We start from the raw sequence: 14721 nt of genomic DNA, 5'->3' as shown, positions 1-14721 counted from the left end.
CCTGTTACTTCTATAATTTATATTGATGATCATACGTCGATTTTTACTCCTATTATGCCTGTTACCTGCCTTTGGCGCATCTGTTTTTGCCCAGCAGGATAGCATCCCCTTAACTACCATAATTGAAAAAACCAGCAAGTTTAACAGCAGCTACCCTATTGAAAAAGTTTACCTGCATACAGATAAACCTTACTATGCTGTTGGCGATACCATTTGGTTTAAGGCTTATGTAACCATTGAAAAGCATCAGCCATCGGCATTGAGCCGCATCGTTTATGTCGACCTGATCAACAACCGGGATTCGGTGGTTGAAAGCCAGCGTATTGCGGTTACCAATGGCTTTGCAAGCGGTAATATTGTGCTTAACGGCGATACCTACAAACAAGGAGCTTACCGCCTGCGCAGCTACACCAACTGGATGCGTAATTTTGACCCGGATTATTTTTATGACCATACTTTTAATGTTGGCAACGCCATTGATAACCAGGTGCGCACCAACATCACCTATAAAAGCTCAAGCAAAAGAACAGGCGTTAAAGTTGATGCTACTATCCTTTACAAAGGATCGGATAACAGTCCGTATGCCAACAAAAAAGTAAGCTGGCAGCTTATGAAAAACGGCGACCCTGTAAGCAAAGGCCATGGTACTACAGACGATAAAGGCGTATTGCAGGTTGACCTGCCCGAGAGCCAGGCCGATGTAATTACCGGCGGTATCCTGGTTACTTCCATCGACGTTGGCGACCGTAAAACCATCAGCAGCAGCTTTTCCATGCGTACTGCAGTTAAAGGTTATGATGTGCAATTTTTTCCTGAAGGCGGGCAGTTAACCAATGGGGTCCGTACCAAAATTGCTTTTAAGGCTATAGCCTCAAGCGGACTGGGCGTAGATATCAAAGGAACTATTGTTGATGATAAAGGCGCAGAAGTTGCCCAGATCAGCAGTGCACATTTAGGGATGGGGATCTTCGCAATTGCTCCTGATATCGAAAGATCATACAAAGCAAACATTACTTTTCCGGATGGTTCACAGGCTTCTTATAACCTGCCGCGCGTACAATCAATGGGAATAAATATTGCCGTTTACAACAATGACCCTGCTAATCTTACTGTAAAAATATCGGCTAACGATTTATTTTTTCAGCGTAAACAAAACAAAAGCTTTTACCTGGTAGCGCAAAGCGGCGGTGTTATTTATTATGCCGCGCAAACTGTACTACAAAGCACGGTTTATTCGGCCAATATTCCTAAAAGCAAATTCCCAACGGGTATAGTGCAGGTAACGCTGTTTTCATCGGGCGGATATGCTTTATGCGAGCGGATAGTGTTTATTCAGCATAACGACCAGATGAACCTGGCCCTTAAAACGGACAAACCATCGTACAGTACAAGGGGGAATGTTAAGATTACCATATCGGCAAAAAACAATACAACCCCGGCCGAAGGCAGCTTTTCGGTAGCTGTTGTTGATGATGGCACGGTACCATCAAATGAAGATGCAGAATCAACCATATTAAGTAATATGCTGCTAACGTCTGATTTGAAAGGCTATATTGAAAAACCGAACTATTACTTCAACAAACCCGATGATGAAAAACTGGCCAACCTGGATATTTTGATGCTTACCCAGGGATATCGTCGTTTTGATTATGAAGATATATTGGCTGATAAAAACCCGCCTGTTTACCTGTTACCGGAACAAGGCATTGATGTAACAGGAACCTTGAGGACCAATACAGGCCTCCCGGTAGCCAAAGGCAGCTTAAGGTTGCTAATCCCTGATAAAAACTTTTCGGCCGAAACAATTACCGATATGTCGGGCAATTTTAAATTCTCAAACGTGAATGTGCCGGATACATCAAAAATTACCCTGAGCGCCCGTAACAACCCTAACGGACGCAACCTTGTAATATCCATTAATGGCGAAGCTTATCAAAAATTGAGTAAAAACAATAACATCCCCGATGAGATCCTGAACATCGACAGTACTTTTCGTCCTTATTTACAAAACAGCTATAAGCAATATCAAAGTTCACGTACCATAAAGGAAGTTGTTGTAAAATCAACCAAGATCGTAAAAAAAGCCAGCCACGCCGATTATGGCACTTTCTCAGGTTTACCTATGCAGGCCGACCATGAAGTATCGGCACAGCAATTACAGGGCTGCCCTTTGCTTTTAAACTGCTTATCAACCATGGCAATGGGCCTTACCTATATTGACAACAATTTTTACGTTACCCGCGATTACAATGCCGGCGGCCGCACCCCGGTACAGGTATATGTGGGCAGCCTGCCTGTTGATGCCAACTTTTTATCAAGCATACAGTCAAGCGAGGTTGAATCTGTGGAGATCTTTTTAAATGATGGCGTAAGCGGCATTAACCGTAATACCCAAACCAAGGGTGTACTGGTGATTAACAAAAAGGTTGTTAAAAAACAAAAGATAACGCTTGCACAATTGCAGGAACTTATCCCCAAGCAAAATGTGATCACGTTTGCAGTACAAGGCTATACCAAAGCCAAAGAGTTTTACTCGCCTAAATATGATGTAACCAAAGCAGGCACGCTTGGCGGCGACTTGCGCAATACCATTTACTGGAAACCTAACGTAATTACCGATAAAGCAACCGGCACTGCAACTATCAGCTTTTTTAACAGCGATCAGCGCGGCTCATACCGTGCTATAATTGAGGGAATTGACGCCGAAGGCAATATAGGCCGCAGTGTGATCCACTACAATGTAAAATAGTATAAAGCAAATTCATTACTAAATAAAAAGCCCTGATTGCTGTTAAAGTAACCGGGGCTTTTTTATTCCCCACTGCCCTATCTGTACTAATTAAAAGCGTCGCAACTGTACAGCGCCTGTTAATCGGTTTTCCATAAAGCTTTGAGTTTTGTGCATTCGGCTTTTAGCTTTTATTAATTATATTAGTACAACCAATTTAATTTAAACATTATCATCATGAATTTTCAACTCATCAACTGGCTGGCCGTTGTGGTTGCAGCATTATCTGCGTTTTTAGTTGGCGGTATCTGGTACTCACCTGCCCTGTTTGCTAATGCCTGGATGGCGGATAATAAACTGAGCAGTGCCGAGCTTCAGGCATCCAGTAAAGGGAGGGCCTTTGGCTTTACAGCTTTCTTTTCTATTATTATGGCGGTAAACCTCGCCATGTTTTTAGCTGATGCCAAAACAGATCTTGCCTGGGGGGCAACGGCAGGTTTCCTTGCCGGCATCTGGACATTCTGCGCGATAGCTATTCACAGCCTGTTTGAGCTCAAAAGCTGGCGGCTGATATTTATAAACGGTGGTTACAGCGTGGTATCCCTAACCCTGATGGGCTTGATATTGGGCGCCTGGAGATAAGATAATTAATTAGGCACTAACAGCAAACGAATTTATGCGAATTACACGAATAGCCATCGCGCTTTAATTCGTGTAATTCGTGCACATCCCTTAGTGCGATTAGTGTAGATTCAAAATGACATTTGTGTTATACATTCCATAAACAATCGTGATGTTTTTTAGTTGAACTTTACAGGAGTTAACACAAAATACATTACCATGGCAAGCACAACAAGTTCAATTGAAAAAACATTCACCATTGGTGGCGACATTACTATTAATCGTTTGGGTTATGGTGCAATGCGTATTACCGGTACCGGGATCTGGGGACCGCCAAAAGATAAAGAAGAAAGCATCCGTGTGTTAAAACGCGCTGTTGAGCTGGGCGTTAACTTTATTGATACAGCCGATAGTTACGGGCCAAGTGTATCAGAAGAGTTAATTGCCAAAGCCTTGCACCCATACCCTACCGACCTCCTGATAGGTACCAAAGGCGGCTTGTTACGTACCGGCCCCAATGAATGGCCCGTAGATGCTTCGCCGGAGCATTTGAAGGAAGCTCTTGAAGGTAGCCTGAAACGCCTCCAGGTTGATCGTATAGATCTGTACCAGCTACACCGCATTGACCCTAAAGTTCCTGCCGAAAAATCATTTGAGTTTTTGCAAAAAGCACAGCAGGAGGGTAAAATCAGGCATATAGGCTTATCTGAAGTGAGCGTTGAGGATATCAAACTTGCCCAGCAATACTTTGAGGTGGTATCGGTACAAAACATGTACAGCGTTGACAACCGCAAATGGGAAGCCGAGCTGGAATACACCCGCGACCATAACATCGCATTCATTCCATGGTTCCCGCTTGGTGGCGGCAATGTACAGGGCGAAGACATATTGAGCCGTATTGCCGCCAAACATGATGCTACCATTCACCAGGTGGCGTTAAGCTGGTTATTGCATCATTCGCCAAACATCCTGCTTATCCCGGGCACATCAAGTGTTAAACATTTGGAGGAAAATATGAGAACCGCCGATATTCAGCTGTCAGACGATGATATAGATGTGTTGAACAGCCTGTCTGAAGCGTAAATAAAACGTTTGATAGCTTAAAATTAAAAGGATGTCATTAATTTGGCATCCTTTTAATTTTGAATCAAATTGTAAGGATGAATATCGGCAGATATTAAGAAACATTAATCCTGAATGAAAAGTAAAGAAGAAATACTAAACAGCTATAACACTACAGGCAAGGACGGCCTGCCGGAAATATCGGCCGAAGACCTGCTCAACGCCATGGAAGCCTACAAACAACAATGGGCCGAAGCAGCTTTTAACGCAGCAAGAAAACAGCGTAATGAAGCTTACGAGTTTGAAACATTTAATGATTTTGTGGAGAGCACCCAGGCTAAGGAACAGGTGCAGGATGACTTTGGCGCCACGATAACCGCAGTAGCTGATAATGTAGTCGCTAATTTTTTGCCAGATGACAGTTCGATAAACCAGTTTGATTTTAATTTTACGATGCAGGGCAAGGGTTATACTGCTTTTTATGCTAAAGATGCCCGGGGATACTGGCAAATGAGCAGGTGGGCGGAGCAGTAGAGCAGTGGTAGGTTTTGAGTTAGCAGTTTGCAGTGAACATCTCTTTGACATTCTGTAATATTCGCTGTCCGAAGTCTCTTACTTCGGATGAATATGCCTGTAGTCTCCGGACTACAGTAAAGCTTACATTTCCAGTACTTCTTGTATGCCCGTAGTTACAAACTACAGGCATATCATATTCGAAGTCAGAGACTTCGAACAGCGGAGAATTCCCCCTCTCAAGCAAAGTGAAAACTAAAAACTGCAAACCGGCTTAAACGTCTGCAACTTTAAAGGGCTTTACATCAACACTTTCCCATACTTTTTGGGTAATGTACGGATCGTTTTGCTTCCAGGCTTCCATCTCTTCGTCGGTTTCAAACTGTACTATCATGGTTGAGCCTATCATCTTGCCTTCTTCATTCAGTATAGCTCCTCCTAACACAAAATTACCATTGGCTTTTAATGCCCTGGCACCGTCAAGATGATGAGGACGGGCGCCTAAACGGCGTTGTAATGCTTCAGCATCGGTATAATCATAGGCGGTAACGAGGTATTGTTTCATGTGTATCTATTTTAATTGGTATTTAAATAACATGCCGTGGCTTTTTGTGCCTGCACGTTTTATCGAGCCCGAATATCTGCAAAACTATCTCATTAAAATAAATTAAAAATTAAATTAAATTTATAACTGTAAAGTTGACAATTTTTACAATATTTGTTTCCCGAAAAACCAACCTGAATAATGAAGAATAATTTGCACCAGGAATTTATTAAGATCTTTAACAAAGAAGCAGACAACGCGTACTTTTCGCCCGGTCGTGTAAACCTTATTGGCGAACATATTGATTATAACGGAGGTTTGGTTATGCCATGCGCCATTACTTTTGGTACTTATTTACTAACCTCTCCTAATGAGGATGGCGTTTTCCGCTTCAGGAGTTTAAATTTTAGTGAGCAAAAAGATATCCCGCTGCAACTTCATTATGAAAAAACCGGCGAAAACTGGTTTAACTTTCCAATTGGTGTTATTGACCGTTTTATTAAGGATGGGCATCCGTTAAAAGGCCTGGATATGTTGTTTTACGGCGATATCCCAATTGGCTCGGGCTTGTCATCATCAGCTTCTATCGAGGTGGTTACTTCATATGCGCTTAACGACTTGTTTAACAGCGGCTACAGCAAGCTCGACCTGGTTAAACTGTCAAAACATGTAGAAAACAATTTCATTGGCGTTAACTGCGGTATCATGGACCAGTTTGCAGTTGCCTTTGGCGAAAAGAACAAAGCCCTGATGCTTAACTGCGATACCCTGGATTACCAGGCGGTTGACAGCAATCTTGGCGAATATGTACTTGCCATAATCAACACTAATAAACCCCGCAAACTGGCCGAATCGAAATACAACGAACGTGTAGAGGAGTGCCAGGCGGCCTTGATGGCCTTGCAACAGCAACTGGATATTAAACATCTTTGCGAGATCAATAGCACTACTTTTGAGCAATACAAACACCTGATAACCGATCCTGTTGTTTTGAAACGCGCCAAACACGTAATTGAAGAGAACGACCGTGTAAAACTGGCCGCAACAGCCCTTGCAAATAACAACCTGGCCGAATTTGGCAGGCTGATGTACGCCTCACATGATTCCCTGCGCGATTTATACGAGGTAAGCGGTGTTGAACTGGACGCTGTTGTCGAGTACAGCAAAACCAATCCTGACGTTGCGGGTGCCCGTATGACGGGGGCAGGTTTTGGCGGTTGTGCCATTGCCCTGGTAAAAGGTGATGCGTTTGATAATTTCAGCAAAGAGATAACCGAATACTACACGCAAAAAATAGGATACGCTCCCTCTGTTTACAGCTCGCTAATTGGCGACGGTGTAGGTGTACTGGCCTCAGTGCTTAACTAACGGCTTTTTTTAATATTTTTGCATTTGGTTCATAGTTGATAGTTCATGGTTCATAGTCTGTTATCAAACACATATTGGCTATGAACTATGGTCTGTGAACCGTGAACTAAAGAGTATGCGCAAATTAAAATTGGATGAGCTGAACCGGGCTACGGTTGATGAATTTAAAGCACAGGATAAATTGCCGGTAGCCGTGGTGCTTGATAATGTGCGGAGCATGCACAACATCGGCTCTATTTTCCGCACTTCGGATGGGTTTGCCGTTGAACAGATCTGCCTTTGCGGCATCACCGCCCAGCCCCCCCATCGCGAAATTGAAAAAACAGCCCTCGGCGCAACCCAATCCATTAACTGGACCTATTACGAAACCCCCTTACAAGCTGTTGAGCAATTAAGAAAAGATGGTTACCAGATCATAGCCATTGAGCAGGCCGAAAACAGCACCATGCTGCACGAGTTTAAACCTACCGAAGACGGCAAATATGCGTTCATTTTTGGCAACGAGGTAAACGGCGTGAGCGATGAGGTGATGCAGGTTACTGATGCCTGCATCGAAATCCCCCAGTTTGGCACCAAGCATTCGTTCAATATTGTAGTATCGGCAGGGATCGTGCTTTGGGACTTTTTTGCTAAGATGGCGATATAACCTCTTCCAAACCCTCTCCAAAGGAGAGGGCTTAAAAATAGTTTCTTAAAGTCTCCCCTTCGGGGGGAGATTTAGAGGGGGCTCCTTCCTCAACACATAAAATGACATTTCCTTCCTGGTTACAAAACCAATCTTCTCATACACTTTAATAGCCCTTTCATTTTCGGATTTTACATGCAAAAAGGGAATCTCCCCGGCTTCTTTAATTCGCTTTACCTGGTTCAGCAATAGCTTACCTGCATAACCACGACCAAGATAATCAGGATGAGTGCAAACAGCACTGACCTCTGCGTAAGGTGTAGGGTTTAAGCGCTGACCGGCCATGGCAACCAGTTTATCGCCATCAAAAACACCCCGATAATGTCCAAACTCAATAGTTCGCTCTATAAACGGGCCAGGATTGGTTAGTTTAGTAAGTTCAAGCATTTGTGGTACCTGTTGCTCAGTAAGCAACACCAGATCTTCGTCCGAAACATCAGCAGGCACTTCTCCCTCAAAAACCATTTGCAGGCATTTCAGGTAATGCACTATTCTCCACTGTTCAGGAATTTCAATATCGTGTGGGGCAATAAAAATAAAATGACTTTCAAAAGGAATAATATTGTAAAGCAGGTTAAAATTATCTGTCGATAGTTCAGCTGTAGCAACAAAGGGAGAAACCTCCTTCGGGAAATATTTTGCTATATCATTACCTCCTGAAAACGCCTCATTACCGGTAATAAGCGCGTTCCAGGCAGGGTTATCAAGTATATGTTTCATTAAAATTTGGTGATGGTGGTAACGGCAAAGCTATTAAAAATACCCCGCTGTGAGGATCCCGGCTTGTCATTCAATTTTAATTTAATGCTTACATTAGCTTTATCCATTATCAAAAGTTTACAATGAACGCTCTTGCTAAAAAATTACTGATCAAACCCAATTCGCGCTGGCTGCTGCAAAATGCGCCCGCAAATTATTTAGAGAGCCTTAGTCCACTGCCCGACGGTGCGGAGGCTATTTTTAATACCGATGGCGGGTTTGATGGCATCCAGCTATTTGTAACCAACAGTACAGAACTGGCATCGGAGCTTAAGGTGATCACACCTATGCTTAAAGCCGATACCATTTTCTGGATCATTTACCCCAAAAAGAGTTCGGGCATCCAAACCGACCTGGAGATGATGAGCACTTGGGATGCTCCCGCGCAATATGGGTTGCGCCCGGTAGCCTCTGCGGCGGTTAACGAGGTATGGACGGCCTTGCGTTTCCGCCCTATTGAAGCTGTAAAGGTTTCAGCAGGGCGTAATGAGGCTGTACGGAATAATGAATACGGCGATTATATCGACGTAGATAATAAGATAGTAATTCTTCCTGATTACGTAAAAGAAACATTGGAGCAACACCCGGGAGCGCTTGACTATTTTCAATCACTTGCTTACAGCCATAAAAAAGAATATGTGCTTTGGATCCTCACGGCCAAGCAGGAAAAAACCCGGCATGACCGTTTAACTAAAATGGTAGAAATGCTGCAAAATAAAAAGAAAAACCCTTCGGAAAAATAAAAGTATAGAGAATTATGGGTTACGGATTTTATGATATTACGCTTTACCATCACTCTGAAAACAGTAACAGTAAAGATTTGACTATTCGAAACAATCTGATCTCCGACTTATACATTGACTTCCTTAACGGTTACAAACCGACAGGCACTACAAGAATTTCCGTTGACATTGGAAATGAAGATTACATAAGAGGACATTTTGGAAGTATACTACACGTTGAAGCTATTTTTAACGAAAAGGAATATTGGCTAAGCTCACCCGAAAATCAGAATAAGATTATTCTGGACACCATACATAGGATAGCTATTTTCTGTGCTGAAAAATACGCATGGGATAAAGTTATTTTTGAACAGGCTTATAAGAAAGTCAAAGAAAGCGGATTTATTTATAAAAAGGAACTAAGGAAAAAGCTTTCACAAGACAAAAAGCATCAAGCTTGTTTACTGCTGGAAAAAAACGGCAATTTCACTACAATTTCAGTCAATTTTTATACCCCGAACGGAGACTTTTTAAAATCGATAGGATTGCTTAAATGTTTTCGCGATCCTATGTTAGATCGGCAAATAACAACTAATAATAAATGGTTTAATGCTCTCGAATTTGGAATCTATCTCAAAAACCATGAAACTGTTATTAAAGCATCTCTTGAAAAACCGGATTCTGAAACGGTGATAAGCCCTGTCACCAATTCGTTTGAAGAGCTGGAAGGTTATTTAAGACGAATAACTTACCGGGAATTTGCTGATAAACCTGATTTTGTTAAATGGGCAAATCAATAATCACTTTGCATTCCGTTACCAAACAAAAGCGCCCTGCATTTTCAACAAATACAGGGCATTTTTATGTTTAATTCTATTTACCAGCCAGAGCCTTTTTTAGCATTACCATTTTTGATATGCTCTTCGGCAGTTGCTTTGCCCATGATGGCAGCCATCTTGTTACCTTCACTGTCAGTTCCTGTTGCAATGTATCTGCCCGATTTTACGTCGATAACGGGATTGATCATCGGTACATTTTTAGTTTTTGTTTTCACTGAATAAGCGGTGATACCACTTCCTTTTTCTGTTGCCATGATAAGTTTCTTTTGTTTTTTAATGTTAACCCCATTTAAACTGAATTGTTTTCAGCACAGGTATAATTGGTTTCTATGCGTAAACATGCATCATTTTTTTTTAATTAAAAATAGCTGGCATAAATAATTTGTTAACAGATTTAAGTTTGTGTTAATAACGAATAAACCATCGTATCCTCAAAACGACCGTTATACAAATGATCTTCCTTAAAATATGCCTCCTGAACAAAATTATTTTTGAGCAATAATTTAATTGAAGCGAAATTTCCCGGACTTACATAGGCCCCTATAGAGTGCAGTTTGATCACATTAAAACCATAGTCGATAGCGGCTGTTATTGCCTCCTGCATGAGCCCCTGCCCCTGGTATACCGGGTTTAAAAGATACCCGATCTCCGCACGGTGACTATCTTTCTCTATCCGCCAAAAACCTATGCTCCCAATATATTTATCATTGTTTTTCAGGCAGATACACCAGGTAATACCATCATTTTTGCCAAGCAGGTCTTCTATCACATCTATCAGCGCAACGGCGTCGTCAATGGTTTTATTGATTGGCCGGTGAATGTACTGCATTACGGTTTGGTTTGATCGCATTTCAAACAGACTGGCAGCGTCATCACGGGTAAAACGCCTTAATATAAGGCGCTCAGTTATTAAAACAGGGAACGGATTAAAGTTGGGGCTAAGCATAAATAAACAATGTTGATAAGCGGATGCAACAGCGGCATTTTAAATAAAACTGTCTGCCTCGCGATATGCTTTAATTAATGCAAGTTCACCTTCTTTTCCTGTTCCGGCAGTACCATGCTCCATACCCATTACGCCTTTATAGCCTTTGCTATAAATGTGCTTGAATATGTTTTTATAGTTTACCTCGCCTGTACCGGGTTCTTTACGGCCCGGGTTATCCCCTATCTGGTAATAGCCTATCTCATCGTATACCCAGTCAAGGGTTGGAATAATATTACCCTGGTTACGCTGAACATGGTACATATCATACAGAATTTTGCATGAGGGGCTCCCTACGGCCTTGCAAATGGCATACGCCTGGTCGGGCGTACGCAGAAACAGGTCCGGATTATCGCTTAGCGGTTCAAGCACCATAATAATGCCGTGCGGCTCCAGTATAGCAGTCCCCTTTTTAATGGCTTCAATAACATTGCCTGTTTGCACACCGATAGGCAGCTTACGTGCAAAATCGCCGGGGACAACAGTAACCAGCTTGCTGCCTATGCGTTTGGCTACTTCAACCGCCTGCTTGCAGGAAGCTATAAACTTTTCTACCTGGTCGGCATTGCCGGTCGCCAGCATGTTACTGTCATTACCCAGGCCCGGCTGCACAAAAACGCCCATGGCCATACCCAGCTTTGCCAATGTATCACCTATCTTTTTTTGCTGCTCAACCGGTCGGCCGCTCATCCCGTTGTCCTCAATAGCACGAAAACCTTTATCGTAAGCAAATTTTATCTGGTCGATAAAATCATCGCCTGCATGGTTTTTAAACATGCCGTCGTGAATGCCATAGTTAAGGTTAAAAGGCTTATCGCCGGCTACAGCGGCTGCTTCACCTGCGGGTTCAGTACAGCCGGTAAGTGTGGAGGCTTTTAAAACACCTGTAGTAAATAACGAGGCCCCGGCCAGCACCGAGCTTTGAACAAAGTTTCTGCGTTTCATGAGGGTTGTTGATTGGTTTGCGGGCTAAATATAACACCTACACCCCGTTTAAAACATGGGCAACACTGTTTTATCAGGATTTTTTCAACCATTCATGACGGCCCGGCGGCAGAAAGGGGTTGAAAATTCAGCTATTTTTGTTATCTTTGTGTATAAACGGCAAATTTTAAAGCTATTCCAGCTCACAGCGCCCAGCTATTTTGATGCTGATCTGTTTTATTCCCCGCTGATACCGTTGCTGCCCGGAACTTAACTTAAAGATCATTTTAACGCTCACTAAAACAGGTAATTATTACCTGGCCCGGCCTTTTTTATTGCTACATGGAATAGCTATTGTTTAACTTAATTGATCTTAATTATGGCTAAATCGCAAGCAACATTTATGAAAAAACAACTGGAAAAAAATCGCCAGAAAAAAAAGGAAGATAAAGAACAACGCAAACAGGAACGCAAACAAAACGCAGGCAGCAGCGACCTGGAAAGCATGCTGGCTTATGTAAATGAATTTGGCGAAATTGTATCAACTCCGCCCGAAAAGAAACAGGCATAACCGGGCACAAATGGTATTGATCAGTACATTGTAACTATTTCGTGGCTGTAGCAATTAGTGATTGAACCTTTTACTATTTTAATTGTCATAACAAAAAAATCAACCATAGTTATGAAATTTCAATTAGGCTTTGTTTCCCTTATCGCAATGACGGTTGCCTCTTGCTCGGGCAATCATTCAACAAATGATGCCGATACGGTAATTAAAAAGGAAGACACCGCCATGGCCCACGCACCTGATGCGCCGGCTGTAAATATGGAATATTGCTTTTATACTACCGAAGGCACTGCCAGCCAGGATACTACCAAAGTTAACCTGCATATTAACGGCAATAAAGTTACCGGCGATATGGACTGGCTGCCCAAAGAAAAAGATGCTCGCAAAGGCAGCCTGATGGGCAATTTAAACGGCAATGTTATAAAAGCATTGTGGACTTATGGACAGGAAGGCCGCACGGATACACTGAGCGTTGAATTTCAGCTAAGAGGCAATCAGCTTGCCCAAAAGCCTTACAGGTATGATGCAAAAACCGGTAAGCAACAAACCAACAGCACAGCCGATTATACAGTAATTTACAGCATGAAAAATTGCCGTTAATTTAAACGCTATTTATAAATTAGCTAAAAATAAAAGGTCAAAAAATGGAAAAGCGCGAAACCAGCATACTATACCTTGTTTTAGGTTTATATACTTTAATGATAAGCTGGTACTATAACCACAGTATAATTTTACTCATCATTCATTACATATTTTGGCCGGTTTACCTCATATATGAATTGCTGATAGGCCACCTTGCCCATGGCATGTGGAAAACTATCCCGCTTTCGTACTTTAAATAAGTCAAAGCTGCACTATATAAAACAGAAACCACCCCGAAATTATACCAGGGTGGTTTTTCTGTTTCTATTAAACTTTTTCAACCACAACGGCGGTACCGTAAGCAAGCACTTCTGTAACGCCCTGCATTACTTCATTGGCATCATAACGCATGTTAATAATGGCATTGGCGCCAATAGCCTGCGCGTGCTGGATCAAAAGCTGGTAAGCTTCTTCACGCGCGTTTTCGCACAGCTCAACATAAATTGAAAGCCTGCCGCCAAACAGCGACTGAAAACCGCCTGCAATATTGCCCAGTGCGCTCCGGCTCCGCACCGTAATGCCGCGTACAACGCCCAAATGCCTGGTAACCTTGTAGCCCTCTAAGGCTGTACTGGTAGTAATAAGTGATGTATCCATTTTAGTTTATTTATTGTTCATCAATGTTTATCGGTATTTTTTTATTTAGATGCAGTATGGGTAACGATATTACGCAATTGAGTGTTTTTATTTTTTTTCGATTAGTTGACAGGATCATGCTTGGCTTGTGGTTGACAGCACATAGACTACTTGAGGCGCGTGAGGATTAATAATAGATAAGAGGGCAATTAATTGAAACTGTATTTGCATTAGGGATCGCAGCGGATACCGGCCAATGTGGTTAAGGCCGGTGCAGTATGAGCGTAGAGCCCGGGCCGGAGGTAATGCCATAATTATTTATAGCATTTAACGACCAGTTCTTTAAGACTATAGCTAAATTCAAAAACCAGGATTTATAGGATTAACGGATTCATCAGATTGATTGATTCACTTATTGATTCACTTATCTTTTTACCACCACTACTATAAAGCCATCTCATAAACCATTATATTCCACTACCAATCACCAATCGTTAACCACAATCGATGAACTATCAACCATGAACTAAAATTCCGTACCTTCGCCGAAAAATTTAAAATAGATGCCTGATAAAATTAAAGCTGTTTTTTTAGATCGTGATGGTGTGCTGAACCAGGAAATGGGCGATTATGTACGCCGTTTTGAGGATTTCCATGTACTTGATAATTTTGATGCCCTTAAAACCCTGCAGGATCGCGGCTATATGCTGCTTGTTGCTACCAACCAGGGTGGCCTGGCAAAAGGATGGTACACTGAAGAGGAACTGGCAAAAATGCACACTCACCTCAAACAGGTTTATCATGAACACGGAGTTGAACTTACCGACTTTTTTTACTGCCCGCATCACCCCAACTTTACCGGCGACTGCGATTGCCGCAAACCCAAACCGGGACTGCTGCTGCAAGGCATAGCCAAATATAATATCGACCCGTCAAAATCATATTTCATAGGCGACCGCGAGCGCGACGTTGAAGCAGGAACTGCAGCAGGTGTAAAAGGCATCCTGATTGATAGCGATCAGCCGATTAGTACGGTGCTTGATTTGATTGATTAAGGCAGCCCTACAACCCCCTCTAAATCTCCCCCGGAAGGGGAGACTTTTGAAGCCCTCCCTACCGGGGAAGGTTTGGGTGGGGCTGGTTCTTTTCATTTTCCTTAAAACATTTTCTTCTCTCCTGCTTTTT

General features: G+C 42.5%; 18 protein-coding genes. 12 read left to right on the top strand and 6 right to left on the bottom strand.

All coding sequences use genetic code 11. The features are described 5' to 3' along the window. Positions 1 to 25 precede the first annotated feature (25 nt). The 4 genes from SNE26_RS04660 (at position 26) to SNE26_RS04645 (ending at position 4945) form a co-directional block, all read left to right on the top strand. Positions 26 to 2749, top strand: coding sequence for a carboxypeptidase regulatory-like domain-containing protein (locus SNE26_RS04660; RefSeq protein ID WP_321558201.1), 2724 nt, complete (start codon positions 26 to 28; stop codon positions 2747 to 2749). 216 nt (positions 2750 to 2965) lie between these two features. After that, on the top strand, positions 2966 to 3370 hold the full coding sequence (locus SNE26_RS04655) for a DUF1761 domain-containing protein (RefSeq protein WP_321558200.1): 405 nt from the start codon (positions 2966 to 2968) through the stop codon (positions 3368 to 3370). Between the two features lie 198 nt (positions 3371 to 3568). Then, on the top strand, positions 3569 to 4432 hold the full coding sequence (locus SNE26_RS04650) for an aldo/keto reductase (protein WP_321558199.1): 864 nt from the start codon (positions 3569 to 3571) through the stop codon (positions 4430 to 4432). Positions 4433 to 4546: 114 nt separating this feature from the next. Next, positions 4547 to 4945 carry a hypothetical protein gene (locus SNE26_RS04645; RefSeq protein ID WP_321558198.1) on the top strand — a complete coding sequence of 133 codons (399 nt, stop codon included), beginning with the start codon at positions 4547 to 4549 and terminating at the stop codon, positions 4943 to 4945. A gap of 253 nt (positions 4946 to 5198) precedes the next feature. On the opposite strand, the gene SNE26_RS04640 is transcribed toward SNE26_RS04645, so the two are convergent. Then, the gene (locus tag SNE26_RS04640) at positions 5199 to 5489 is read right to left on the bottom strand and encodes a YciI family protein (protein WP_321558197.1); all 291 of its coding nucleotides are present in this window, start codon (positions 5487 to 5489) and stop codon (positions 5199 to 5201) included. A 180-nt stretch (positions 5490 to 5669) separates the two neighbouring features. Between SNE26_RS04640 and SNE26_RS04635 the strand changes: the two genes are divergently transcribed. Both SNE26_RS04635 and SNE26_RS04630 read left to right on the top strand, forming a co-directional pair. Continuing rightward, a complete protein-coding gene (locus SNE26_RS04635; protein ID WP_321558196.1) occupies positions 5670 to 6836 on the top strand; it encodes a galactokinase in 1167 nt (388 codons plus the stop codon). Positions 6837 to 6951: 115 nt separating this feature from the next. Next, on the top strand, positions 6952 to 7482 hold the full coding sequence (locus SNE26_RS04630; protein WP_321558195.1) for an RNA methyltransferase: 531 nt from the start codon (positions 6952 to 6954) through the stop codon (positions 7480 to 7482). 45 nt (positions 7483 to 7527) lie between these two features. Here SNE26_RS04630 and SNE26_RS04625 read toward each other — a convergent pair whose 3' ends face one another. Further along, on the bottom strand, positions 7528 to 8241 hold the full coding sequence (locus SNE26_RS04625) for a GNAT family N-acetyltransferase (RefSeq protein ID WP_321558194.1): 714 nt from the start codon (positions 8239 to 8241) through the stop codon (positions 7528 to 7530). Between the two features lie 122 nt (positions 8242 to 8363). Here SNE26_RS04625 and SNE26_RS04620 point away from each other — a divergent pair, with 122 nt between their 5' ends. Together SNE26_RS04620 and SNE26_RS04615 are read left to right on the top strand one after the other, a co-directional pair. Next, positions 8364 to 9023 carry a YdeI/OmpD-associated family protein gene (locus SNE26_RS04620; RefSeq protein WP_321558193.1) on the top strand — a complete coding sequence of 220 codons (660 nt, stop codon included), beginning with the start codon at positions 8364 to 8366 and terminating at the stop codon, positions 9021 to 9023. A 14-nt stretch (positions 9024 to 9037) separates the two neighbouring features. Beyond that, positions 9038 to 9802 carry a hypothetical protein gene (locus SNE26_RS04615; protein ID WP_321558192.1) on the top strand — a complete coding sequence of 255 codons (765 nt, stop codon included), beginning with the start codon at positions 9038 to 9040 and terminating at the stop codon, positions 9800 to 9802. A 77-nt stretch (positions 9803 to 9879) separates the two neighbouring features. On the opposite strand, the gene SNE26_RS04610 is transcribed toward SNE26_RS04615, so the two are convergent. The 3 genes from SNE26_RS04610 to SNE26_RS04600 form a co-directional block, all read right to left on the bottom strand. Continuing rightward, positions 9880 to 10095 (bottom strand): hypothetical protein, encoded by a 216-nt coding sequence (locus SNE26_RS04610; protein WP_090526601.1) that lies wholly within the window; start codon positions 10093 to 10095, stop codon positions 9880 to 9882. Positions 10096 to 10235: 140 nt separating this feature from the next. Next, the gene (locus SNE26_RS04605; protein ID WP_321558191.1) at positions 10236 to 10787 is read right to left on the bottom strand and encodes a GNAT family protein; all 552 of its coding nucleotides are present in this window, start codon (positions 10785 to 10787) and stop codon (positions 10236 to 10238) included. A gap of 39 nt (positions 10788 to 10826) precedes the next feature. After that, positions 10827 to 11771, bottom strand: coding sequence for a TIM barrel protein (locus tag SNE26_RS04600; RefSeq protein ID WP_321558190.1), 945 nt, complete (start codon positions 11769 to 11771; stop codon positions 10827 to 10829). 382 nt (positions 11772 to 12153) lie between these two features. On the opposite strand from SNE26_RS04600, the gene SNE26_RS04595 reads away from it, so the two are divergent. The 3 genes from SNE26_RS04595 to SNE26_RS04585 all read left to right on the top strand — a co-directional run bounded on the left by SNE26_RS04595 (position 12154) and on the right by SNE26_RS04585 (position 13160). Next, the gene (locus tag SNE26_RS04595) at positions 12154 to 12321 is read left to right on the top strand and encodes a hypothetical protein (RefSeq protein ID WP_321558189.1); all 168 of its coding nucleotides are present in this window, start codon (positions 12154 to 12156) and stop codon (positions 12319 to 12321) included. Between the two features lie 111 nt (positions 12322 to 12432). Beyond that, a complete protein-coding gene (locus SNE26_RS04590) occupies positions 12433 to 12918 on the top strand; it encodes a hypothetical protein (protein WP_321558188.1) in 486 nt (161 codons plus the stop codon). Between the two features lie 44 nt (positions 12919 to 12962). After that, entirely contained in the window at positions 12963 to 13160 is a 198-nt protein-coding gene (locus SNE26_RS04585; protein ID WP_091210644.1) for a hypothetical protein, read from the top strand. A gap of 67 nt (positions 13161 to 13227) precedes the next feature. On the opposite strand, the gene SNE26_RS04580 is transcribed toward SNE26_RS04585, so the two are convergent. Further along, the gene (locus SNE26_RS04580; RefSeq protein WP_321558187.1) at positions 13228 to 13557 is read right to left on the bottom strand and encodes a YbjQ family protein; all 330 of its coding nucleotides are present in this window, start codon (positions 13555 to 13557) and stop codon (positions 13228 to 13230) included. Positions 13558 to 14099: 542 nt separating this feature from the next. On the opposite strand from SNE26_RS04580, the gene SNE26_RS04575 reads away from it, so the two are divergent. Further along, the gene (locus SNE26_RS04575; RefSeq protein ID WP_321558186.1) at positions 14100 to 14591 is read left to right on the top strand and encodes an HAD family hydrolase; all 492 of its coding nucleotides are present in this window, start codon (positions 14100 to 14102) and stop codon (positions 14589 to 14591) included. Positions 14592 to 14721: the final 130 nt, after the last annotated feature.

Origin of the sequence: Mucilaginibacter sp. cycad4, assembly GCF_034263275.1 — a bacterium.
In the GTDB taxonomy this organism is placed as follows: Bacteria; Bacteroidota; Bacteroidia; order Sphingobacteriales; family Sphingobacteriaceae; genus Mucilaginibacter.
The sequence above is the reverse complement of the archived record's forward strand: the minus strand, read 5'-3'. Positions and strand labels throughout refer to the sequence as shown.

What these genes read in the sequence shown, in the direction of transcription:
- SNE26_RS04660 (WP_321558201.1), top strand. Translation starts at nt 26, where the DNA reads ATGATCATACGTCGATTTTTACTCCTATTATGCCTGTTACCTGCCTTT.
- SNE26_RS04655 (WP_321558200.1), top strand. Translation starts at nt 2,966, where the DNA reads ATGAATTTTCAACTCATCAACTGGCTGGCCGTTGTGGTTGCAGCATTA.
- SNE26_RS04650 (WP_321558199.1), top strand. Translation starts at nt 3,569, where the DNA reads ATGGCAAGCACAACAAGTTCAATTGAAAAAACATTCACCATTGGTGGC.
- SNE26_RS04645 (WP_321558198.1), top strand. Translation starts at nt 4,547, where the DNA reads ATGAAAAGTAAAGAAGAAATACTAAACAGCTATAACACTACAGGCAAG.
- SNE26_RS04640 (WP_321558197.1), bottom strand. Translation starts at nt 5,489, where the DNA reads ATGAAACAATACCTCGTTACCGCCTATGATTATACCGATGCTGAAGCA.
- SNE26_RS04635 (WP_321558196.1), top strand. Translation starts at nt 5,670, where the DNA reads ATGAAGAATAATTTGCACCAGGAATTTATTAAGATCTTTAACAAAGAA.
- SNE26_RS04630 (WP_321558195.1), top strand. Translation starts at nt 6,952, where the DNA reads ATGCGCAAATTAAAATTGGATGAGCTGAACCGGGCTACGGTTGATGAA.
- SNE26_RS04625 (WP_321558194.1), bottom strand. Translation starts at nt 8,241, where the DNA reads ATGAAACATATACTTGATAACCCTGCCTGGAACGCGCTTATTACCGGT.
- SNE26_RS04620 (WP_321558193.1), top strand. Translation starts at nt 8,364, where the DNA reads ATGAACGCTCTTGCTAAAAAATTACTGATCAAACCCAATTCGCGCTGG.
- SNE26_RS04615 (WP_321558192.1), top strand. Translation starts at nt 9,038, where the DNA reads ATGGGTTACGGATTTTATGATATTACGCTTTACCATCACTCTGAAAAC.
- SNE26_RS04610 (WP_090526601.1), bottom strand. Translation starts at nt 10,095, where the DNA reads ATGGCAACAGAAAAAGGAAGTGGTATCACCGCTTATTCAGTGAAAACA.
- SNE26_RS04605 (WP_321558191.1), bottom strand. Translation starts at nt 10,787, where the DNA reads ATGCTTAGCCCCAACTTTAATCCGTTCCCTGTTTTAATAACTGAGCGC.
- SNE26_RS04600 (WP_321558190.1), bottom strand. Translation starts at nt 11,771, where the DNA reads ATGAAACGCAGAAACTTTGTTCAAAGCTCGGTGCTGGCCGGGGCCTCG.
- SNE26_RS04595 (WP_321558189.1), top strand. Translation starts at nt 12,154, where the DNA reads ATGAAAAAACAACTGGAAAAAAATCGCCAGAAAAAAAAGGAAGATAAA.
- SNE26_RS04590 (WP_321558188.1), top strand. Translation starts at nt 12,433, where the DNA reads ATGAAATTTCAATTAGGCTTTGTTTCCCTTATCGCAATGACGGTTGCC.
- SNE26_RS04585 (WP_091210644.1), top strand. Translation starts at nt 12,963, where the DNA reads ATGGAAAAGCGCGAAACCAGCATACTATACCTTGTTTTAGGTTTATAT.
- SNE26_RS04580 (WP_321558187.1), bottom strand. Translation starts at nt 13,557, where the DNA reads ATGGATACATCACTTATTACTACCAGTACAGCCTTAGAGGGCTACAAG.
- SNE26_RS04575 (WP_321558186.1), top strand. Translation starts at nt 14,100, where the DNA reads ATGCCTGATAAAATTAAAGCTGTTTTTTTAGATCGTGATGGTGTGCTG.